24 protein-coding genes are annotated in these 21,006 nt (G+C 64.4%); 11 read left to right on the top strand and 13 right to left on the bottom strand.

Annotation, left to right across the window (positions count from 1 at the left end; genetic code table 11):
• Positions 1-226 precede the first annotated feature (226 nt).
• On the top strand, positions 227-1,987 hold the full coding sequence (locus K6G35_RS19875) for an OPT/YSL family transporter (RefSeq protein ID WP_495676897.1): 1,761 nt from the start codon (positions 227-229) through the stop codon (positions 1,985-1,987).
• Between the two features lie 9 nt (positions 1,988-1,996).
• On the opposite strand, the gene K6G35_RS19880 is transcribed toward K6G35_RS19875, so the two are convergent.
• A complete protein-coding gene (locus K6G35_RS19880; RefSeq protein ID WP_495676898.1) occupies positions 1,997-3,394 on the bottom strand; it encodes an aminotransferase-like domain-containing protein in 1,398 nt (465 codons plus the stop codon).
• A 111-nt stretch (positions 3,395-3,505) separates the two neighbouring features.
• Between K6G35_RS19880 and cyoA the strand changes: the two genes are divergently transcribed.
• From cyoA to cyoD, 4 genes are read left to right on the top strand one after another with little or no spacing between them, the layout of a single operon-like run.
• A complete protein-coding gene (cyoA, locus tag K6G35_RS19885) occupies positions 3,506-4,465 on the top strand; it encodes a ubiquinol oxidase subunit II (RefSeq protein ID WP_035882918.1) in 960 nt (319 codons plus the stop codon).
• 3 nt (positions 4,466-4,468) lie between these two features.
• The gene (gene cyoB, locus K6G35_RS19890; protein WP_008648804.1) at positions 4,469-6,445 is read left to right on the top strand and encodes a cytochrome o ubiquinol oxidase subunit I; all 1,977 of its coding nucleotides are present in this window, start codon (positions 4,469-4,471) and stop codon (positions 6,443-6,445) included.
• Positions 6,446-6,447: 2 nt separating this feature from the next.
• A complete protein-coding gene (gene cyoC, locus K6G35_RS19895) occupies positions 6,448-7,128 on the top strand; it encodes a cytochrome o ubiquinol oxidase subunit III (RefSeq protein ID WP_495676899.1) in 681 nt (226 codons plus the stop codon).
• Complete coding sequence (gene cyoD / locus K6G35_RS19900) at positions 7,125-7,490, top strand: cytochrome o ubiquinol oxidase subunit IV (RefSeq protein WP_008648806.1); 366 nt, start codon at positions 7,125-7,127, stop codon at positions 7,488-7,490. Before cyoC ends, cyoD begins: the two co-directional genes overlap by 4 nt.
• Before the next feature lie 81 nt (positions 7,491-7,571).
• Here cyoD and K6G35_RS19905 read toward each other — a convergent pair whose 3' ends face one another.
• The gene (locus K6G35_RS19905) at positions 7,572-7,766 is read right to left on the bottom strand and encodes a DUF1059 domain-containing protein (protein ID WP_008648807.1); all 195 of its coding nucleotides are present in this window, start codon (positions 7,764-7,766) and stop codon (positions 7,572-7,574) included.
• A 239-nt stretch (positions 7,767-8,005) separates the two neighbouring features.
• On the opposite strand from K6G35_RS19905, the gene K6G35_RS19910 reads away from it, so the two are divergent.
• Positions 8,006-8,653 (top strand): DsbA family oxidoreductase, encoded by a 648-nt coding sequence (locus K6G35_RS19910; RefSeq protein WP_008648808.1) that lies wholly within the window; start codon positions 8,006-8,008, stop codon positions 8,651-8,653.
• Positions 8,654-8,721: 68 nt separating this feature from the next.
• Here K6G35_RS19910 and K6G35_RS19915 read toward each other — a convergent pair whose 3' ends face one another.
• The 3 genes from K6G35_RS19915 to K6G35_RS19925 form a co-directional block, all read right to left on the bottom strand.
• Positions 8,722-8,970, bottom strand: a complete 249-nt coding sequence (locus K6G35_RS19915; RefSeq protein WP_035882917.1) for a hypothetical protein — start codon at positions 8,968-8,970, stop codon at positions 8,722-8,724.
• A 62-nt stretch (positions 8,971-9,032) separates the two neighbouring features.
• Positions 9,033-10,295: a serine hydrolase domain-containing protein gene (locus K6G35_RS19920; RefSeq protein ID WP_008648819.1), complete on the bottom strand. Its 1,263-nt coding sequence runs from the start codon at positions 10,293-10,295 to the stop codon at positions 9,033-9,035.
• An 82-nt stretch (positions 10,296-10,377) separates the two neighbouring features.
• Complete coding sequence (locus K6G35_RS19925; RefSeq protein ID WP_008648821.1) at positions 10,378-10,566, bottom strand: hypothetical protein; 189 nt, start codon at positions 10,564-10,566, stop codon at positions 10,378-10,380.
• A gap of 160 nt (positions 10,567-10,726) precedes the next feature.
• On the opposite strand from K6G35_RS19925, the gene K6G35_RS19930 reads away from it, so the two are divergent.
• Positions 10,727-11,005: a hypothetical protein gene (locus K6G35_RS19930; protein WP_035882912.1), complete on the top strand. Its 279-nt coding sequence runs from the start codon at positions 10,727-10,729 to the stop codon at positions 11,003-11,005.
• A gap of 29 nt (positions 11,006-11,034) precedes the next feature.
• Here K6G35_RS19930 and K6G35_RS19935 read toward each other — a convergent pair whose 3' ends face one another.
• The 6 genes from K6G35_RS19935 to K6G35_RS19960 all read right to left on the bottom strand — a co-directional run bounded on the left by K6G35_RS19935 (position 11,035) and on the right by K6G35_RS19960 (position 16,225).
• Positions 11,035-12,696: a cation acetate symporter gene (locus K6G35_RS19935; protein WP_008652202.1), complete on the bottom strand. Its 1,662-nt coding sequence runs from the start codon at positions 12,694-12,696 to the stop codon at positions 11,035-11,037.
• Complete coding sequence (locus K6G35_RS19940) at positions 12,693-12,998, bottom strand: DUF485 domain-containing protein (protein ID WP_035882911.1); 306 nt, start codon at positions 12,996-12,998, stop codon at positions 12,693-12,695. Before K6G35_RS19940 ends, K6G35_RS19935 begins: the two co-directional genes overlap by 4 nt.
• A gap of 228 nt (positions 12,999-13,226) precedes the next feature.
• A complete protein-coding gene (locus K6G35_RS19945; RefSeq protein WP_008652204.1) occupies positions 13,227-13,874 on the bottom strand; it encodes a hypothetical protein in 648 nt (215 codons plus the stop codon).
• Position 13,875: 1 nt separating this feature from the next.
• The gene (locus K6G35_RS19950) at positions 13,876-14,583 is read right to left on the bottom strand and encodes a VIT1/CCC1 transporter family protein (protein WP_187192309.1); all 708 of its coding nucleotides are present in this window, start codon (positions 14,581-14,583) and stop codon (positions 13,876-13,878) included.
• Positions 14,584-14,659: 76 nt separating this feature from the next.
• The gene (locus K6G35_RS19955; protein ID WP_008652207.1) at positions 14,660-15,025 is read right to left on the bottom strand and encodes a hypothetical protein; all 366 of its coding nucleotides are present in this window, start codon (positions 15,023-15,025) and stop codon (positions 14,660-14,662) included.
• A 123-nt stretch (positions 15,026-15,148) separates the two neighbouring features.
• The gene (locus tag K6G35_RS19960; protein WP_495676900.1) at positions 15,149-16,225 is read right to left on the bottom strand and encodes a porin; all 1,077 of its coding nucleotides are present in this window, start codon (positions 16,223-16,225) and stop codon (positions 15,149-15,151) included.
• Positions 16,226-16,734: 509 nt separating this feature from the next.
• Between K6G35_RS19960 and K6G35_RS19965 the strand changes: the two genes are divergently transcribed.
• Both K6G35_RS19965 and K6G35_RS19970 read left to right on the top strand, forming a co-directional pair.
• The gene (locus K6G35_RS19965) at positions 16,735-17,070 is read left to right on the top strand and encodes a cupin domain-containing protein (protein ID WP_008652211.1); all 336 of its coding nucleotides are present in this window, start codon (positions 16,735-16,737) and stop codon (positions 17,068-17,070) included.
• A gap of 23 nt (positions 17,071-17,093) precedes the next feature.
• Positions 17,094-18,119, top strand: a complete 1,026-nt coding sequence (locus K6G35_RS19970; RefSeq protein ID WP_186425761.1) for a hypothetical protein — start codon at positions 17,094-17,096, stop codon at positions 18,117-18,119.
• A gap of 232 nt (positions 18,120-18,351) precedes the next feature.
• Here the strand turns inward: K6G35_RS19970 and K6G35_RS19975 are convergent, their stop codons facing one another.
• Both K6G35_RS19975 and K6G35_RS19980 read right to left on the bottom strand, forming a co-directional pair.
• Positions 18,352-19,059, bottom strand: a complete 708-nt coding sequence (locus tag K6G35_RS19975; protein WP_040011368.1) for an HAD-IA family hydrolase — start codon at positions 19,057-19,059, stop codon at positions 18,352-18,354.
• 90 nt (positions 19,060-19,149) lie between these two features.
• Entirely contained in the window at positions 19,150-19,986 is an 837-nt protein-coding gene (locus tag K6G35_RS19980; protein ID WP_008652591.1) for a hypothetical protein, read from the bottom strand.
• Positions 19,987-20,197: 211 nt separating this feature from the next.
• On the opposite strand from K6G35_RS19980, the gene K6G35_RS19985 reads away from it, so the two are divergent.
• Positions 20,198-20,404: a hypothetical protein gene (locus K6G35_RS19985; RefSeq protein WP_035882903.1), complete on the top strand. Its 207-nt coding sequence runs from the start codon at positions 20,198-20,200 to the stop codon at positions 20,402-20,404.
• 154 nt (positions 20,405-20,558) lie between these two features.
• On the top strand, positions 20,559-20,888 hold the full coding sequence (locus tag K6G35_RS19990) for an EF-hand domain-containing protein (RefSeq protein ID WP_495676901.1): 330 nt from the start codon (positions 20,559-20,561) through the stop codon (positions 20,886-20,888).
• The last annotated feature ends 118 nt before the right edge of the window (positions 20,889-21,006 follow it).

Here is a 21,006-nt window from a genome sequence, read left to right on the forward strand (position 1 = left end):
GACTTCAGGACGTAACGGCAAGGCGAGGGAGAGACTGTTTCTGGATGTCGGCTTCAGCGGCCGAAGCGCCATTCTATGCCTGATGATCGATGGCTGCCGGCCCTCGCCCCCGCTCGCAGAAACGGGTACGCTTCGGGCATTTGGCGTGCGCAGAAATGGGTACGCTTTGGCGGTCGAGGATGGTGGAGATGTCCGGCATCCTCCCGCAGCCGCTCACCATCACCCAATGCCGACTACCCTCACCCGAGAATCCCCAACCTGGCTGCCCGCCCCCGAAAGCTGGCAGTACCACCTGCTGCTCGGCGCGGCCGGGATGCTGATCCTGGGGCCCCTTGGCGGTATCGCCGCGGCGTACATGAACTTCTCGCTCGGGTTCTTCGTGGGTGGACAGGTATTGGCCGGCATTCTCGGGTCGGCCGTGACGGCGGGCTACGGCGCATCCGGGCGTCACGGCGCGAACTACATCCAGACCGCCGCTGCGTCCGTGGCCGGCATGAGCGGCATGGCCGTCGTGATCCAGGCGATGGGCTGGATGGGCATGGCGCCGCCGCCGATGTGGCAGTTGATCGGCTACATGCTCTGCATCGGCATGTATGGGGTGGGCGTGGGAATGCTTTATACCCCGCTGCTGGTGGACCGGATGCAGCTCACGTTCCCGTCCGGGCTCGCGGTGGCCAACATCCTGCGCGCACTGACCGATCCCGTGTTGCTGCGGCGCTCGGTTGCCCGTCTGGCGGGCGGCACAGGGCTTGGCGTGCTGGCGAGCATCGGTGCCACACGCGTGGCATGGCTTGGCGCGATCGACCTGTCGGCTTCCACATTTGGCGCGGGCATGATCGTTGGCGCCCGCATTGGCATCGCGGCGCTGGTCGGCGGGCTTGCAAGCTGGGCGTTGACGCCGTACTTCGTCTCCATCGGCTGGCTGGCGCCGGGTGACCCCTATCGCAAGATCACGTTCCTGATCGCGCTGGGTATGATCATGGGCGCGGCGGCCGTCGATGTGTCGCTGCTCCTGATGCGCGCGGCGCAACGCACGCGTGCCGCTGCCTCGGGCGGCAGGGCGCCGCAGCGCTGGATCGTCGCATGGGTCGCGGTCTGGGGCGCGGCCGTCGTGGCCGCCGGCGTGGCCTGGTTCGGCCAACCAGTCGGCTATCAACTGATGGCCGTGGCGCTGGTGCTGATATTCGCGCTTGTCAACGGCATCTCGGTCGGCATGGTCGACCAGAATCCGATTTCGTCCGCGTTCGTGCTGACGGTGATCCTGATGGCGGCGGTGGGTTTGCGTCAGCCGCATGTCGGTTTGATTGCCGCAACCGTGCTGCTGGTCTCCACCGCGGAGGCGTGTGACATGCAGCAGGACCGTTCCACCGGCTGGCGCCTCGGCACCAATCGCATGATCCAGTTCGGCTATCAGGTCGCCGGCATCGTCGTGGGCGCGATCCTGGCGGTGCTGCTCGCGCGTCTGTTCATGGATGCCTATCCGGTTCTGCGACTGGATCAAACCACGCTACCCGCCGATGCGCAGCCCGCGCGCTGGACATCGGCCATGACCTACAAGATCGTCGGTGCGCTGCGCAGCATGACCGAAGACAAGCCGTATCTGCGGCTGGCGGTATGGATCGGCCTGGGCATCGGGCTCGTCACCGAAGTCCTGCGCAAGCTGATAAGGGCGTCGGCGCGTTATCGCGAGTTCGCGGAGCAGAGCCGTGTTGGCAAGGGCTGCGATTTCCTTCTGGATGCCGTGTTGCTGCCGTCGCCGTATGCATCGTCCTTCGGCGGCTTCGTCAACTTGCCCGCCGCCGCGTGGATGGCGGCCGGTGGCGTGGTCGCCAGCCTGGTCGACAGTCGCGCGCAATCGTCATCGAAGGATGCGGCGCTGCCCGATGACATGAGCACGACGTCGCTGGTCGGTGGCGGACTGATCGCCGGCGATGCGCTGGCCGCGCTGGGGTTCGGCATCGCCGGCCTGCTGGCAGTCGTGCACTGATACGGCGGACTAGATCACCTGCAGCATTGCGTGTGGCGGCTTGCGCGCGAGCAACCCCGATAGCTTCTTTAGCGCCATCGAAAGCTGCGCGCGCTCCGCCACGCCGCCAAGCGATATACGGATGGCGTTGGGCGCATCGGCCCCATCGGAAAACGCATCCGATGCGGTCACCCGCAGGTGCTCGTCGCTGGCCGCGCGGCTGAATCCACTCGACGTCCAGTAGCTTGGCAACGGGTGCCACACATGGATGCCAGATTGCGGCGACTGGTTGGCACCGATCAGCCATTGCTGCGCGATCTGCTGCCGTGCCGCCGCTTCACTGCGAATGCCGTTCAGCAATGCCTCCGCGGACCCATCGCGAATCCACTGCGTGGCGAGCGCGGTGGCGATCGGCGACGCCATGAGGGTGATCGCGCGTAGCGCGGCCAGGATCGCCTCCTGCGTGTCGGCATCGGGCGCCACCACGTATGCGGTGCGCAATCCGGGGCTCAGGCATTTCGACAGGGTCGCGATATGAATCGTCTGCGCCGGCGCGAGTGCGGCCACCGGGGGCGGTGCGTCGGGCGTGAGCAGCCAGTACGGGTCGTCCTCGATGATCCGCGCGCCGCACTGGGTGGCCACCCGTGCGATGTCACGCCGACGGTGCTCGGGCATCGTGTGCGTGGTGGGATTCTGCAACGTCGGGTTCAGATAGATGAGCCGAATCGCGTGCGCACGGCAAGCGGCTTCGAGCGCATCGGGACGCATTCCGTCGCTATCTGTCGCCACCGTCACCACGCGCCGCCCCGTTTGCGCCGCCGCCGCGCGCAGCCCCGGATAGATCAGCGGCTCCGCTGCGATAACTGACCCCGGGTCGCTGAGGCAGAGGATCACTGCCGACAACGCCGATTGGGCACCGGGGCTGGCGATTACGCGTGAGGACGCTACCGTGCCGAGCATCGGCCCAAGCCACCGCGCACCGGCTTCGCGATCCGGCTGCGTGCCGCCGCCCAACTGGTAGGTCATCAACAGGCTGGCGTCCGCGTGCAGCGTCACCTGCGCCAACCCGCGCCGGAGCATGTCGTCGAAGTCGATGCCTTCCGGTGGTGGCGGCACGTTCATGCTCAGGTCCACAGTCTGGGCCAGTTCAAAGACCGGCGCCGCGACGAAGGTGCCGAGCGAGCCGCGTGGTTCGACCAGCCCACGGCGCCGAGCCTCGGCCAACGCCCGCGTCACCGTGGTCAGGTCCACGCCAAGCATTGCCGCCAGTTCTCGCTGAGGCGCCAGCCGGTCCCCGGGAGAGAGCCGCCCGTCTGCCATCGCGTGTTCGAGGAATCCCGCGATCTGCAGATAGCGCGGCCCGCCGGTCGGGCTGAACTCGCCGATCCAGGCGGGCTTGCCTGTCGGTGCGGAAGTCTTTGTACGCACTGAAAAATCCGTCTTGTATGGATGTTGTCTTACCTTAGCATCCCGCGCACCTCAGGCCAATCCATACAAATACCCGGAATACGCCTGTGCCCCCATCAATAGGTGTCTGAAATGCGTGAGCGAGTTGCCGCCCCGGAGCATGTCCGCCGGCGAGTACCCATCCCCCCCAAAGTCCGCGCGTGGCTCTGCGTCGCGGCTCCCCTGATCCTCAGCGGTTGTTCCTACGATCTGCTCTCCCCGAGCGGCGCCGTAGGTGTGCAAACGCGCAACCTGATCGTGCTGTCCACCGCGCTGATGCTGCTGGTAGTCATCCCGGTCATCATCCTGACGCTGGTGTTCGCGTGGCGGTATCGCGAGACCAACACCAAGGCCGAGTACGCGCCGCGCTGGTCGCATTCGACCAAGATCGAGGTCGTCGTCTGGGGTATCCCGTGCGTGATCGTGGCGCTGCTCGGCATCATCATCTGGGACACCACACACAAGCTCGACCCGTTCCGGCCGCTCGAATCGAAGGTCGCGCCGATAGAGGTGGACGTTGTCGCGCTCGACTGGAAATGGCTGTTCATCTATCCGCAGTACGGCGTGGCATCGCTGAACGAGCTACCCGTGCCGGTCGGCACGCCCATCAACTTCCGCATCACGGCCGAATCGACGATGAATGCGCTGTTCATCCCGAAGCTCGGCAGCATGGTCTATGCGATGAGCGGGATGCAAACCAAGCTGCATCTGATCGCCGATGAAACCGGCGTGTTCGACGGCCGCTCCGCTGCCTACAGCGGCGCCGGCTTCTCCGACATGCATTTCCGGACGGTTGCCACCTCGCGCGAGGATTTCGATGCCTGGATCGCCCGCGCCCGCGCGTCCGGCAACGCGCTCGACGAACAGACCTACCGCGCGCTGAAGCAGCCCAGCAGCAAGGACCCGGTCACCATCTACGCAAACGTTTCGCCACGCCTCTTCCAGGGTGTCGTCGATCAATACATGGCCAGCTATGGCGACATCTGCCGCGCGGACAGCCCCGAGACGCTGCGCGCCGCACTGCCGCCGCTGCCCGACACCGTGGAGCAATAACCCATGTTCGGAAAACTCACTCTCGATGCCATCCCCATGCACGAGCCCATCATCATGGGCACGCTGGTGGTGGTACTGCTGGGCGGCGCCGCGCTGTTCGGCGCGATCACGTATCACCGCAAGTGGACCTACCTCTGGCGCGAGTGGATCTGCTCGGTGGACCACAAGCGCGTTGGCGTGATGTACATCATCATGGCGCTGGTCATGCTGCTGCGCGGCTTTGCCGACGCCATCATGATGCGCACGCAGCAGGCCATTGCCGTCGGCGAGACCGCCGGTTACCTGCCGCCGCACCACTACGATCAGATCTTCACGGCGCACGGCGTGATCATGATCTTCTTCGTGGCCACGCCGTTCATCCTGGGCTTGATGAACGTGATCGTGCCGCTGCAGATCGGCGCGCGCGACGTGGCCTATCCGTTCGTCAACTCGCTGAGCTTCTGGCTCTCGGCCATTGGCGCGGTGCTGGTGATGATCTCGATGTTCGTTGGCGATTTCGCCGCCACCGGATGGGTGGCCTACCCACCGCTCAGTGGTCTTGAGTACAGTCCCACCGTCGGGGTGGATTACTACATCTGGGCGCTACAGATATCAGGGCTTGGCACCACGCTGACAGGCATCAACTTCATCGTCACGATCCTGCGGATGCGCGCGCCGGGCCTGACGCTGATGAAGATGCCGGTGTTCACGTGGACCGCGCTGATCACGAACATCCTGATCGTCGCGATCTTCCCGGTGCTCACCGCCACGCTGGCGCTGCTTACCGCCGACCGCTACCTGGACATGCATTTCTTCACCAGCGAGCTTGGCGGTAACGCGATGATGTACGTGAACCTGATCTGGATCTGGGGCCACCCAGAGGTCTACGTGCTGATCCTGCCGTGCTTCGGCGCGTTCTCGGAAATCATTGCCACGTTCTCGCGCAAGCCGCTGTTCGGCTACAAGTCGATGGTCTACGCGACGTCGTCGATTGGTGTGCTGTCGTTCTTCGTCTGGCTGCATCACTTCTTCACGATGGGCTCGGGCGCCAGCGTCAACGCGTTCTTCGGCATCATGACGTCGATCATCTCGATCCCGACCGGCGTGAAGCTGTTCAACTGGCTGTTCACGATGTATCGCGGCCGCATCCGCTTCCATTCGTCGACGCTGTGGACCATCGGCTTCATGGTGACGTTCGCGGTGGGCGGCATGACCGGCGTGCTGCTGGCCGTGCCGGGCGCGGACTTCGTGCTGCATAACAGCCTGTTCCTGATCGCCCACTTCCACAACGTGATCATCGGTGGCGTGGTCTTCGGCTGTCTGGCGGCCATGTCGTTCTGGTTCCCGAAGGTGTTCGGCTTCACGCTCAACGAGTTTTGGGGCAAGGTCGCGTTCTGGTGCTGGCTGATCGGCTTCTACCTGGCCTTCATGCCGCTGTACGCGCTGGGCCTGATGGGTATGACCCGCCGCATGAACCACTACACCAACCCCGAGTGGCAGCCGTACCTGATCGTCGCGCTGGTTGGCGCGTGCATCATCGGCGCCGGCATCCTGGCGATCCTGTGGCAGCTCTACGTCAGCGTGCGTGACCGCAACCAGAACCGTGACCTGACCGGCGATCCGTGGGATGGCCGCAGCCTGGAGTGGGCCACCGCCTCGCCCGCGCCGTTCTACAACTTCGCGCACGTGCCGAACATCACGTCGCTGGAGCAGCACTGGGAAGACAAGGATACCGGCCGCGCCTACGCGCAGCCCGCCAGGTACGAGGACATCCATATGCCGCGCAATACATCGGCCGGCTTCCTCGTCTCCGTGTTCGGCCTTGTGTTCTGCTTCGGCTTTGTCTGGCACATCTGGTGGATGGTCGGCTTCGGCCTGGCCGCGATGATCTTCACCTTCATCGCTCGCGCGTATGACCGCGACGTGGACTACTACGTCCCCGCCGCCGAAGTGGAACGCATCGAACGCGCGCGCTTCCAGCAACTGCAAGGCGCCAACTGATCATGACGACATCCCTGAAACTCCGGGCCGACGCAGCGCCCGGCATCCATGCGCCGGGCCATGCGTCCGACGCCCACGGCCATGACGCCGCCCACGGTCACGACGGTCACGACGACCACGTGGTGCAGTCGCGCACCACGCTGGGCTTCTGGCTCTATCTGATGAGTGACTGCCTGATCTTCGCGGTGCTGTTCGCGACGTTCGGCGTGCTGGTCAACAACACCGCAGGCGGCCCGGGCGGGCGCGAACTGTTCGACCTGCGCTTCGTGCTCGGCGAAACGATGCTGCTGCTGACCAGCAGCCTGACCTTCGGCGTGGCGATGCTCAAGCTGCAGGACGGCAAGGCCAATCCGAACCAGGTCATCCGCTGGATGGTGCTGACGTTCGCGCTCGGCGCGGCGTTTGTCGGCATGGAGATCTTCGAGTTCATGGAACTGATTCACGAAGGGGCGGGCCCGGGCCGCAGCGCCTATCTGTCGGCGTTCTTCATGCTGGTGGGCACGCACGGCCTGCACGTCACGGCCGGGCTGCTCTGGATCATCGTGATGGTGCACCAGATCCAGGTGTTCGGCCTCGACGGCATCGTGCGTCGACGCCTGGCCTGCCTGAGCCTGTTCTGGCACTTCCTGGATCTCGTGTGGATCTGCGTTTTCTCCATCGTCTACCTGAGGACCTTCCTGTGAAGCCCACCAGCGTTACCGCTCACGAATCGTCGCACGGCAGCATTCGCAGCCATCTGATCGGCTACGGGCTGTCGGTGGTGCTGACCCTGGTGTCCTTCGGTGCCGTGATGAGTGGGGTACTGCCGCCGGGCTACGGGCTCGCGGTCATCGTCCTGCTCTGCATCGCGCAGTTGCTGGTGCAACTGGTCTTCTTCCTGCATCTGGGCCCGCGCAAGGGGCAGCGTGGCAACACGGCGATCTTCGCCTGCACGGTGTTCCTGATCGCCATCGTGGTGTCTGGCTCGCTGTGGGTCATGCACAACGCCAATCTGAACATGATGCCGATGCAGTCCATGCCGCTGCAGGCCAGCCCGAAGGGCTGAGCGAATCGAACCGATCCGGTTTGGGGAAGGCGTGGCGGCACAATGGGCGTTGTGCCGCCGCGCCCCTTTTTTATCCAGGCTTCAACTCGGCGGCGAGCCGTCCTTGAAGCACGCTTTGAGCTGACTGCGCAACTCTGGCGTGTCCTGATGCTCGTGCACCTGCACAGCGTGCTGGACCGCGGCTTCCAGCAGTTCCTCTTCGGTATCAGCACTGAGTGCCACCGTGCAATGCATCTGGCTGGGATAGTCGCGGCAATCGATGAATTTGCGTCCCATCGTTGCCTCCTGGCGCGAATGGTTCGTCGGGACGGGAACCTCGGGGGGCTCCCAGTGCGGAGGCCGGCTGCGCAGCATCCGCGAGTTCGGCTCCTCCTGCAGGCGTGGTCGTTGACGGGACACCGGCGCGGTTGGTCGATGTCATGTCCAGTATAGGGCGTGGCACGCATCGCCAAGCACGGCCCGGCGATTCACGCTAACCTGTCGCGGTTCCCATATTCCGCAGATCAGGAAAAGTCATGACTCAAGCACTCAGGATCGATTTTGTTTCCGATATCGCATGCCCATGGTGCGCCATTGGCCTGACGTCGCTCAAGCAGGCGCTGGAGCGTCTCGGGGACGAAGTGGAAGCCGAGATCGTCGTGCATCCGTTCGAACTGAATCCGGACATGCCGCCGGAAGGCCGCACCATCCTCGACTACGTCAGCACGAAATACGGCAGCACCGCCGAGCAGCTTGCCGAACGCCAGGTACAGATCCGCGAGCGCGGCGAGGCGGTGGGATTCGAGTTTGGCCCCCGGACGCATATCTACAACACGTTCGACGCGCATCGCGTGTTGCAGTGGGCCGGCACGCAGGGCAAGAAGCTGCCGCTCAAGCTGGCCTTGCTGAAGGCGTATCACGGCGCGGGCAAGGACCCGAGCAATCACGACGTGATCGTCGAGGCCGCGCAATCGGCGGGTCTCGATGGCGCGGAGGCGCGCCGCATTCTGGAAAGCGATGCCTATGCCGATGAAGTGCGCGCTGAAGTGGCGCAGTTCCAGTCGATGGGCATCAACTCGGTGCCATCGGTCATTTTCGACAACCGCTACCTCCTCACGGGCGGGCAACCGCCGGAAGCCTTCGAGCAGGTGATTCGCGAAGTGCTGGAAAAACGGCAGTCATGACGTGAACGTGGCCGCGTGCGGGGGGACCCGCACGCGGCCACGTTGCCTGCTGGACGTCGGGGGCGACTTTACTCGTGCCCCGTCACGAACTTCTTCGTCGAGTGATAGCCACGCTTGCTGGCATCGGCGACGGCATGACCGGCAGCCTTGGCGCCGTCGCCAATCGCAATCGCGGTCTCGTGCACCGCGTGTCCGGTCTTCTTGCCTGCCGCCTTGACGTCGGCCTTGAACTCACGGGCGCCTTCGGCCACGCTGGCGTTGGCCAGCGTGCTGAAGGCGACCAGCACGATCGCAACGAGGGAAGTTGCCTTCTTCATCAACGGTATCCCGACTCGGTCTCTGATGCGTGCATTGTAGTACCGTCCGATGCGTGTGACGTTCAGCGCGCACCGGCGCCCGGCTCCGTGATCGCGCTGTAGACCATCGTGCGCAGCTGGCGGCGCACGGGATAGGCCGACGACGGCAGGAGCTGGGTCAGGAAGAGGCCGATCAGGTCTTCCTCAGGATCGACCCAGAAGAACGTGCTGGCCGCGCCGCCCCAGAAGAAGTCTCCGGCGCTGCCGGGAATCAGCGTGGTGGCCGGCGTGAGCGTCGTGGCGAAGCCGAGTCCGAATCCGACGCCCTCGTAGGTGGCCTCGCTGAACATCGAACGGGACATACGAGGCAGATCCACACCGCCCGGCAGATGGTTGGCGGTCATCAGCGCCAGGGTCTTCGGACTTAGCAGGCGCGTGCCATCGAGTTCGCCACCCTGCAGCAACATGCGCGCGAAGCGCATGTAGTCCGCCGCCGTCGACACCAGACCACCGCCACCCGAGACAAAGCTGGGCGGCTTCAGGTAGGTGCTGGCCAGAGGATCGTCCTGGAGCATCGGCCCACGAGGCGAAATGACCTTCGAACCCAGCGCGCCGATGGCGTAGCACGCGCAGAAGCGCGATACCTTGTCCTCGGGTACGTGGAACGCGGTATCGACCATGCCCAGCGGATCGAAGATGCGTTCCTTCAGGAAGGTCTCGAACGGAATGCCGCTGATCTTGCCGACCAGGTAGCCCAGCACATCGGTCGATACCGAGTAGTTCCAGGCCTCGCCCGGCGAGAACTCGAGCGGCAGCGTGGCCAGCTTCTCGATCATGTCGTCGAGCGTGCCATCCGTGGCGATGTCGCCCAGCTTCAGCCTGCGATAGGCGGCATCGACATTGGTGTTCTGCTGGAAGCCGTAGGTCAGTCCAGAGGTGTGGCGCAGCAGGTCGACCACCTGCATCGGTCGTGCCGGCGCGCGCGTCTGGAAGCTCTCCATGAAGCCGCCGGTGAAGACGCCGAGGTTTTCCCATGCGGGGATGTACTTGCTGACCGGATCGTCCAGTGCGATCTTGCATTCCTCGAGCAGCATCATGATCGCCACCGAGGTGATCGGCTTGGTCATCGAGTAGATGCGGAAGATCGAGTCCTCGGCCAGCGGCACCTGCCGCTCGCGGTCGGCCTGGCCGAGCACCGAGTTCAACACCAGCTCGCCACGCCGCCACACCTGGGTCAGCGCGCACGGTAGCTTGCCGTTGGCGATATACGCTTCATTGATGAAACGATCGATCCGCCCCAGCCGCTCCCGGGACATCCCCTGCGTTTCCCTGCCTTGCATATCCATGGCTTCTCCTCGATCCGGCGTTCAGTTCAGTGCTGCATGTGCCGTGAAGGGTCAAGGATACCCCGGGATACGCGGATCCCGCTCAGTCGCCAGCCTTCTCCGGCGGCACGGCCTTGCCGAGCAGCTTGCCGAGCAGGCCAGTCTTGCCGGTCTCTGCGCGGCGGCCGCCCTTAGGCAGCGAGCCAGCCCGGTTGGCGCCGTACTGTTTCATGCTGTTGTTGATCTTCAGGCCCTTGTTCTTTTCCAGGTCGGTTTTCTTCACGGACGTCATCCCACTAGTTGAGCCCGGCATTGTACGCAGGTGGGCCGGCAAGCGGCCGGTTCGGGCCATCAGGTGGCCTTGTGCGGGGGCATAACAATTCATTACAACGCCAGCATCCCGCCCGCATTATGCTCGCCGACCGTGACGATACGGGATACGGAAGGATCGAATGAAAAGGGATTGCGGCGTTCGTGTGATGACGGCGGCATGGCTGCTTGCGGCAGCCAGCTCCGGTAACGCGCTGGCCCAGCATGTGGTGGGCGGCATGGGCGAACCGGTGCGGATGGGGGCGTTCGACGCGCGCGGCCAGTTCGAAGGCCAGGCCATGCTGGCTGCGCCGGTGTCAGGCAAGGAGAAGGCGCGCGCCAGACCCACCGGCACGCGCCGTGTGCCCGCCGCAGGCACGCGTGGCGTGACACCCACGCTGCCCGGCAAGCAGTTGCCGTAGGCGCCGCGGGGGGGGCGGCGCCGGGCGGATCAGTGGCTTGCGGCCCCGACGGCGCCAATGCCGGTCTCGGAACGCAGTTCCTGTGCCTCGAAGCCGGCCCGGTCGATACGTGCCCGGGGCGACCTGTCGGTGATCGAGAAGAACCAGATGCCGACGAAGCCGATCGTCATCGAGAACAGCGCCGGCGACGTGTACGGGAACGGCGCATCCTTGAAGTGGAACACGTCGACCCACACCGCCTGCGACAGGACGGTCAGAATCACGGCCGACAGCAGGCCGAGGAAGCCGCCCACCATCGCGCCGCGCGTGGTGCAGTTCTTCCACAGCACCGACATGAACAGCACCGGGAAGTTGGCCGATGCCGCCACGGCGAACGCCAGCGACACCATGAACGCGATGTTCTGCTTCTCGAAGACGATGCCGAGCACCACGGCGATGATGCCCAGGATGATCGTGGTGATGCGCGACACGCGCAGTTCCATCGAACTGGTTGCCTTGCCGTGCATGAAGACCGTGGAGTACAGGTCGTGCGACACCGCCGACGCGCCGGCCAGCGTGAGGCCGGCCACCACGGCCAGGATTGTCGCGAACGCCACCGCCGAGATGAATCCGAGGAACACGTTGCCGCCCACTGCAGTGGCCAGGTGAACGGCCGCCATGTTGAGGCCGCCGAGCAGCTTGCCGCTACCGTCCTGGAACGTCGGGTTGGTGCTCACCAGCACGATGGCGCCGAAGCCGATGATGAACGTCAGGATGTAGAAGTAGCCGATCCACGTGGTGGCCCAGAACACGGACTTGCGCGCTTCCTTGGCGTTGGGCACGGTGAAGAATCGCATCAGGACGTGCGGCAGGCCGGCCGTGCCGAACATCAGCGCGATGCCGAACGAGATCGCAGAGATCGGGTCCTTGATGAATGTGCCCGGGCCCATGATCGCGTCCTTCTTGGCATGGACTTCAACGGCCTTGGCGAACAGTGCCTCGGGGCTGAAGTGGAACTGCGCCATGACCATGAAGGCCATGAACGATGCGCCGCCCAGCAGCAGGCCAGCCTTGATGATCTGCACCCAGGTGGTTGCCGTCATGCCGCCGAACAGCACGTACACCATCATCAGCGCGCCGACGATCACCACCGCGATCCAGTACTCGAGCCCGAACAGCAGCTTGATCAGTTGCCCGGCGCCCACCATCTGCGCGATCAGGTAGAACGCCACCACCACCAGCGTGCCCGATGCCGCGAACGCGCGGATCGGGCCCTGCTTGAAGCGGTAGGCGGCCACATCGGCAAACGTGAAGCGGCCGAGATTGCGCAGGCGCTCCGCCATCAGGAACGTGATGATCGGCCAGCCGACCAGGAAGCCGATCGAGTAGATCAGGCCGTCGTAGCCGTTTGCGAACACGGCGGCGGAAATGCCGAGGAACGATGCTGCCGACATGTAGTCGCCAGCGATGGCCAGGCCGTTCTGGAAGCCGGTGATGCCACCACCGCCCGTATAGAACGCCGCCGCGGACGTGGTCCGCTTGGCCGCCCATTTGGTGATGAACAGCGTGCCGATGACGAACACGACGAACATGCCGATGGCCGTCCAGTTGGTGGGCTGTTTGACGGCCTGCCCAAGATCACCACCCGCGGCCAACGCGGCCGTCGACAACAGCAGGGCGCCGCCTGCGGCGATAACGTGATGCGTTTTCATGCGACCTCCCGCTTGATCTGCTCGGTGAGCTCGTCATAAGTGTTGTTGGCATGGCGCACGTAGAGCCCCGTGATGACGACGGTGAAGACGATCACGAACAGCCCGATCGGCATGCCCCATGTCGTCACGCCGTCTCCGACCTTCGTGGCCATCAGGTCCTTGTCGAAGGCAATCAGCAGCACGTAGCCGTAATACACCACGAGCATGACGAGCGTGAGTATCCAGCCAAGCCGAGAGCGCTTGTGGACGAGTTGTTGATACCGTGGGTTGGTCTTCAGTCTTTCGACCAGATCGTCATTCATCTCTGTCTCCTGCGTACTTGTGCGCTTTGCATGGCCGAGTGCCGCCCGCGCGCCACGCCAGCGGGGCGCGCAATATGAGCGTCATCAGGGAACCATGCCGACAAGGTACGGTGTTCGGCTTACCTGCTTCTTACACGGGTCAGAGAAATGCCCGGGGGTAAACGCGAAGTGGTGCGTCGGGACGGGCTTGGGGCGTCACGGCATTGCGTGCTGCCGTGCGCAGGAGAACTAGAACGAGACGGTGAGATTCGTCATGACCACCTGCTCGGACGAGCCGGGATTGAACCAGTAGCAGCCGACCGTCACGTTCTTGAACGTGAGTTGCACCAGGCCGCCACGCTGGAACTCACGATCGCCGCCGTAGATCCGCGTCCGTTGCATCACGAAGCCAAGCCGCAGCCAATCGACCGGACGATACCCAAGCTCGCTCCAGGCATAGAGATAACTTGGCGTTTGCGTGCCGGAGCCGGTCAGGTACTCGGCTTCGATGTAGTAGTCGAACTTGTACGCGGCGAGACTCGCCTCCAGCCCCGGAATCACGCCGTGGATGCTTCCCATGGCGAAGCCGATGATCGGCGTCACCTTGTAGGTGAATGTTTCACCGCCGGCGAAGGACCAGCCAACGAAGGCCGATTGCGCGTGCATGGCCTCGTAGTTGGCACGCGCTTCGAGATGCAGCTTGTCGCGCTCCGCGATCGCGATGGCGGACAGGTAACTCTGCTCCTGACGCGGCATGTTCCAGTAGCCGGCGAGCGAGAAATTCCAGGTGGGTGGCTGCGCTTCCTGCGATGCGTTGGCCACAGGCGCGGCAGCTTCCTGCGCGTGCGCGCTGGATACGGCCAGCGCGATACCCAATGCGGCGACCGGGTGGCGCATTTCATCCCCCCAGAGCGATGACGGCCATCGTCAGGGCGACACCGAGCGCAGTCATGCCAAGGCCGGTGGCCCAGCCATTGAATCCTGCGTGGCGACCGAGCGCCATGCCGCCTGCGAACAGCATGATGAGGGTCAGGATGCGGGAAACGATCAGGGCCGTCGACACATCGCTCAGCAACACGAATGGCAGCGCGACGGGAAACGTGGACAGCACGACGATGAAGAAGATGCGGATCGACCCCAGCACGTCGCGGGTATTGAGCTTCGCCCGCTCAGGGAGTTCTACGGCACTGGCCATCCGCTGACGCAACATGTCGATCTCCGCGTCACTCAGCAGCAACTGCGCGCTGGGTGACAGCGCGGTGCGGATGGCACGCACGGCCTCGGTTGCGGTTGGCGCCTCCCGGGCGGCCGTTGCGACCTTGAATCGCATCCCGCGATCCGCCAGGGTACGTACCAGGAACATGATCGCGTCGACGAGCCCCCAGGCCAGATTGCAGCCCAGCGCCGTGACGAGCATCGTGTGGCCCGCGTCCGCCCCGGAAGTCGGGGAGGGCGCGGAAGTTGCCGAAGATACCGCGCCGACGAACGTCAGGGCCATGAACAGCCCAAAGCACATCTCCGCGACACGATCGACGACATTAAGGGCTGGATCGCGCCCCTCGTCCGCCTGCTCCATCGCATCGGACTCCGATTGGCTTCCTGGCATGGCGGTTCACCTGGCGAGTAAGTTGGAGTGGTTCGAGATGGGTGCCGGGCGGATGGCAATGTTCAGGACTGCGGCGCTACTGGCCGTCGCATGCCAGGCTCGACGCGCCCGTATCCTTGAAGGTCACCACCACCTTGCTGTCCTTGGCGATGGTGATGGTCTGGCCATAGCTCACGGTCGGCATGAAGGCGATATCCGGCGCGACGGCCACGGGCGGATTCCGCGCGCCGTCGACACTCAGCGCCAGCTCGACGCGATAGGTATCCACCGCCACGCCCTGGCCCTGTGCCTTTTGCGCGAACTTCTGCTTGAACGCGCACAGGTCGGTAGTGATCTTTTCCAGCGCGGTGGAGATATCGACGGGTTTGCCGGGCGGGATGGGCGCGGTATTGCAGGCCGCCAGCCAGCAGGGGCCCAGCACTGCAATCAAGGCGGTACGCATCAATGGCTTCAAGATGTTCTCCTGCGAGGCGGCTGTCCGTTGTGCTCGATCCACTTTATCCCTGCCGCTGTATGGTCTCCATTGGTCCAAAGCCCTAGGGACCAATGGAAACCAGCCGGATGCTCAGAACTGATGGCGCATACCGACCATGACGCCCACGCGTGTGGTGCTGTCGACGTTGGTCACTGGCGTGCCAGCCCAATACTCGGTTTCGCGGCCGACGGTGCCGCCGCGCGCGTAGACGACATCGGCCTCCACGTACAGGCTGGTGCGCTTGGAGAGCGCGTAGTCGCCGACCAGGGCGACGCTGTCGGCGTTGCCGCTGCCCAGCAGGATGGGCGTCTCCTGGAACTGCGTGGTCACGGCCCCGCGTTGCTGGTAGCGGTAATAGGCGCCAGACAGATGCAGCGCAGGGGTGAGTTGATAGCCAAGGCCGATGAACGAGGTGGCGAATGAGGCATCGCTGGCTGTTTCACGACGTCCCATGTGGCCCAGGTAGGCCGTGGCCTTGCCAAACGCGTAGGACCCGCCCACCGAGTAATTGCGGATCGTGTTCGCGCCATCGGTGCTGCTGCGCTGGTCGTAGGCCACGCCCAGCGCCAGCGGTCCCTCCTGGTATTTCACGCCGCCGCCGAGCGTGGTGCCACGGCTCTGGTTGCCGGGTTGCTCGCCCGCGCCGTAGTCGAGCTGGACGGAGAACGGGCCGATCGTGTTTTGATAGACCACGCTGTTGTTGATGCGGTAGTCCTGGAAGAAGATGTCGCCGCCGACGTACAGCGGGTCAGACCAGAAGTTGCCCCAGCCCTGATCGAGCGGATTGAACGCCCAGCCGATGTTGTTGAGCGCGTTGTACTGGCGCCCGAAGGTCAGACTGCCCCAGTTGCCGGAGAGACCGGCCCAGGCCTGGCGCCCGAAAAATGCGTTGTAGGCCGCGCGGCCATCGTCGCTGCCGATGCCGGCCTCGAGCTGGAAGATGGCCCTGTTGCCGCCCCCAAGGTCCTCGGAGCCCCGCAGGCCGAAGCGGCTGCCTACCATGCCGCCCGATACGAGCGCGACCTGGTCATGATGCCGACCGTCGAGGTTCGAGGTATAGCGCACCGCCGAACTGACGATGCCATACAGGTTCACACCGGATTCGGCGTAGGTGGTGCCGGGCACGACGGTGGCGGCAAGCAGCCAGAGGCTGGCTGACTTCTTCATGGATTGTCCTCCGGAATTCGGTCCCGCCCGGCGCATGAGCGCGTCCAGGGGCAGACCGGTCAGGCAGTTGCCTGGGGGGTTCCAGTCCCGCGCGGCGGTCCCGTCAGGGCGCGCGGGGCGTTATCCAGACCGTGCGCGGCAAAAGGCGCGTAGGCCCGGATCGAGGGTCGAAGCGGCAGGCAAAGCCTGGAGGGGGCGCAAGCCGGACCGCTCGTTGGCAGGTTCAGGCAGGCTGGTGGGGCGGGCGCGAGGGCCCAGGGATGTGTTCGCCGGATACCCACTTCGACGTTCGTGACGGCGGCTCGTGTGCGGATAAAGACATGCACGATGGGCCGCGTCCGGCGTGGCGAACGATGCGTAGTTTACTGCATTCGCTCCGACGCCCCGAAATGCGCGTCTTTTGACGCACGTCCCTTTCTGACCGGCCGGTTCTCGCAATAGACTGAAAGCGGCCACATGCGGCGTGCGTCGCGCCGCCCGGCGTCCATCCAATCAGCGAGCCCCTATCCATGTCACTGCCCCATCTTTCGTCTGGCCAGACCGCGAGCGTCCTGCCGCTCGGCACGGACCTGGCGCAAACGCCGAGCAGCGCGCTGTTCAAGGCCCCCCACCTCGAAGTTGCCCGGCTCGTCATGCTGGCGGGCAAGCGCCTGCCACAGCATGCGGTCCCCGGTCCGGTCACGATTCAATGCCTCGAAGGCGAAATCGAGGTAACGCTCGGCAGCGTTGCCCAACGGCTTCGACACGGCGACCTGCTCTACCTCGCCGGCGGGGAGCCGCACGACGTGGCGGCGCTCAGCGATGCCTCGCTGCTGTTGACGATCGTGCTGCTGAATCACGACTGACACACGACTGACAAGAGGATCCGATGGGTATCAGCAGATGGTTCAGGCGGCGCGGGACCGAGGCATCCGGTGGTGGCGCCAGAGGCGGACGTGACGTAGACGACACGATCGAGCGCATGACGGCGTTGAATCCGCGCCTGCGGCTGGCCACGCGCTACCAGCAGAGGCTGGCGCCCGAGACCGCCGCCGCACTCGAATACGTCAGGGGGCTGGTGGCCCAACTGCCCGCCGTTCATGAGGCATGCGCGGCCGACTGGTCGACGGATGCCTGCATCCATGCCTGCTTTGCGACGGCGGACGACGTGTCCCGCGCGCTGAACGGGGCCACGACGCTGCGCAAGTTCTTCGACAACAACCTGGCGGCCGATGAGGCGTACGCGGTGCTCGGCATGACCATGGTGGAGCGCCACACGCTCGGCGTAGCCACGGAAGGCGATACCGTGCGCTCCGATGTGCCGCAGACGACATTCAGCTTCAGCGATCATCAACTCACGATGTGCGAGCCGACCGAAGCCGCGCTGCGCGAGGAGATCGTGCGCCGGATGCTCGATCAACTGGCGGTCCAGGGAATGGCGCGCATTGCCAGCAGGCTGACGAAGCGCGATGCGCTCAAGCAAGAGATCGCACTGCTCAAGACGCGGCAGCGCCTGCTCGAGTCGCAAGGCAAGGGGATGGGCGCGGTAGTGGGCGGCGCGGTGGAACCGGCAATCGGTGAGGTGGCGAAACTGGACGCCGAAATCGCGCGCAACGATGCCGAACTGGCTAAGCTGTCCGAGGCCACCGGCACGCTCGATCGCCAACTGGACATCCTGATCAAGGTGATCGGAGATGTCAGGCAATTGCTGCGGGTGGATTACCGGCACGTGCGGCTGAGCCGCATGAATGTCCTGCTGACGAATGATGATGTGGGTGGCGATGACGTCGAGCTAGGATCGGCGACCATCCCCGGTGACCCGCCGCTGGTCCGGGCGTTCATGCTGGTGCGGGTGAAGCGCAGTGCGATAGTCCCGGTGCGCAATATGCTGGACGAAGCGGAGCGCTTCCTCTAAGAGACGCTATCAAAATGATTCTGGCGTCGTTGCGCGGCCTTGCCGTACCTGGTGTACTGTCTGCGGCCGCGCCCTTGCAGGGCGCGCATGTGCTCGCAGGCACATGCCGTTCCGCAGGCGGCTCGCATACGAGCCGAAACCCCTGCTTCACCCTAGCCAGAACCGCTTTGCTTCATTTTGATAGCGCCTCTAAGAGCCGTTTCGTTTTCTTTCGATAACGTTTCCGCGTGCTTCAGGCGTCCAGTGCCTGACACAGCGCCCGCAGATCGCGAACGATCAGGTGCGGCGGCGGGCTGCTGCGTGACCATTGCGCGGCGGACGCCTCTTCCGAGCGCACCACCCATGCGGCCTGTGCGCCTGCGGCGATAGCGCCGGCTACGTCGAGGTCGGGATCGTCACCGACGTGAAGCATCCGGCTGGGTGCGCATCCGGCTGCATCGGCTGCGGCGTGGAAAATCGCGGCGCCGGGTTTGCCGCTGCCGAAGCTCTGCGGATTCAGCGATGCCCGGAAGAACTGGTGCCCGCCAGTCAGCTTGAGATTCGCATTGCCATTTGATACCGCGACGAGCGGAAACCGCTGGCTCAGCCATTCCAGCGCGGGCAGCGCATCGTCGAAGAAATCGACTTGCTGGCGCGCGGCGTAGAAAGCGTCGTAGGCGGCCTCGGCAAGGCCGGGGTCTTCTTTCGACATGTCGAGCACCAGCCGGATCGAGCCCAGCCGCAGCGCGCGCATGTCGCCAGCCAGCTCGGGGCGCATGGCTTCGAACTGGACGCGGAGGTCACGTAGCACCTGGGGTGATGAAAGGATCGGCGCGGATTTGGGCGCTTGCTGCAGCAGCCAGTCATGCAGAACTTGTTCCGCACGCACGACTGCAGGTTCGAAGGCCCAAAGGGTGTCGTCGAGATCGAGAGATATTGCGGAGATACCGGCCAGACGCATGGTGGGGAACGTGAGAAAGCGGAATTGCGGGGAATCCGCCGAATTTACCATCTTCGCTCGTATCGCCTGGAGGCCGTGTCGACCGCGAGGTCACTTCAGGCTGAGCGTGAATGGCAATAGCAACACGTTGACCAGCAGGAGCGCATACACGATCACGATCGCCGCAGGGATGACCACGGGCGGCCGATTAGACGGGTAGGCGCGTCGACGGCGCCAGAGGAATCCAGCCGTGGTTCCCGTGATGACCAGTGCCAGCATGGCGCTGGCCCACGCCAGTGACGCAGGTCCGGACTCGTCGCCATAGATCGCCGTGTCCGAATCGGTCAGCGAGATGTCGACGGCAGTGGTCGAAGTGGCAGGGACGTGTGCGACAGGCATGGCAACGGGTGTTTCAAACACCGTGGCGCGAACCGGCTGCGCGATGGCAGGTGTGGCTGTCGCGCGGACAGGTGCTGCCGCGTCCGCCATGTGTTGCGCTGGTGCAGCGGCTGCCGGCGGCGCGTCATGACGTACGGTCGATGGCGCGGTCGCTGCGACACGCGGCGCGGAGGCCGTTGCGCTGTGCATCGAACTGCGGTCCCGCCAGAACAGGTGGAACAGGCCATCGAGGCAGCGTGCCGAATCACAGGCATCCCGCCGGGCGCGCCAGGCGACGATATCGGCGTTCTGGATCGTGCCCTTGTGCAGCATCCTCTGCTGCTCGGCATAGATGCGTTCGTAACGCTCGGACAGTCCCGGTGAGTCGCACACCAGGCGATTGTGTGTGCCACTTGCGTGTGGGCTGTTGGTGTTCAGCGAGCAGCGCATCCCGCTGCCGCCAGGGTCATCGCAAACCACCGGGGGGGTGGTTCCGCGCGAATGGCAGATGATGTCTGATGCGCTCACGTTGCCTGCCGCGAGCAGGCCGGTTGCGAGGCAGATGGCCATACGAATGGCCCAGCGCACAGTGACCCTCTTCATCATGCCCCCCCATTGAAGCGGCCTGGTTTTATAACGTAGACGAAAGCCCGGGCGATGCCCAAGCACGCAATGCGATGGGCGGGTCATGATGCACTTGCCGCCAGATCGGGTTTCCCATACGCGCGACGTTCCGATCATTCGTCCGCCGTCGTAATTTCTGAGACGGAAAGCGTCTATCGTGGCGGCGACGTTCCTGGGTGATCGCGCATGCATCCTCAAAACGCTCGTGACGCAGCGTGCCGTGATTAATGGGACGCCGTGCCCGCTACGTGGCGAACAGGCGTTTGAAGCCTGGGGCTGGTTCCTTGCGCCCTATTGCGCCACGAGGAGCGGCCGCAACCGCGTCGAGTCGTGGCTGTCACGGGATGAAGACAACCTGATGTGAAGCCTTTGCGCTGCGGAATTGAATTCTTTCGATGCGTCGGCCGAACGCAAGCGGTGCCCATAGAATGCGTCTGGATTGGGTCCATTGCAGTACCGCTGCTGTGGGGAGGCCCGCGGTGGCATCACAACAACCTGAGTTACCCGAGGAGACTGATATGAGCCATCGTTTCGCCGCTGCCGGCGCAGCGTTCGCGTTGCTGTTGCTGTCCGCCACCGCTGGCGCGCAGACACAACCGCAGCCGCAACCACCCGCGAACGCGCAGGAAGCCAAGGCGAAGTTCACGGAGAAGTTCAACGAGGCGGATGCCAACCACGATGGCAAGCTGACGCGCGAGGAAGCCGAGGCAGGAATGCCGCACGTGGCGAAGGACTTCGACAAGATCGATGCCAAGAAGAAGGGCTACGTCACGCAGAAGCAGGTCGGCGCGTACTACGCCGCCAAGGCGAAGCAGCGCCGCGCTCAGGACCCGGGCAACCTGAACTGATCCGAGTCGTATCCGCCAAGGCGGTCGCCATCGGCGCCGCCTTGGTCGCGTCTAAGCGTATCTCCAATCCGTCCCCGGTCGTAGAAAGTCCCGTGTCACGTGCGTGATAACATTCAAA

The sequence above is a fragment of the Cupriavidus sp. HY129 genome, assembly GCF_059492215.1.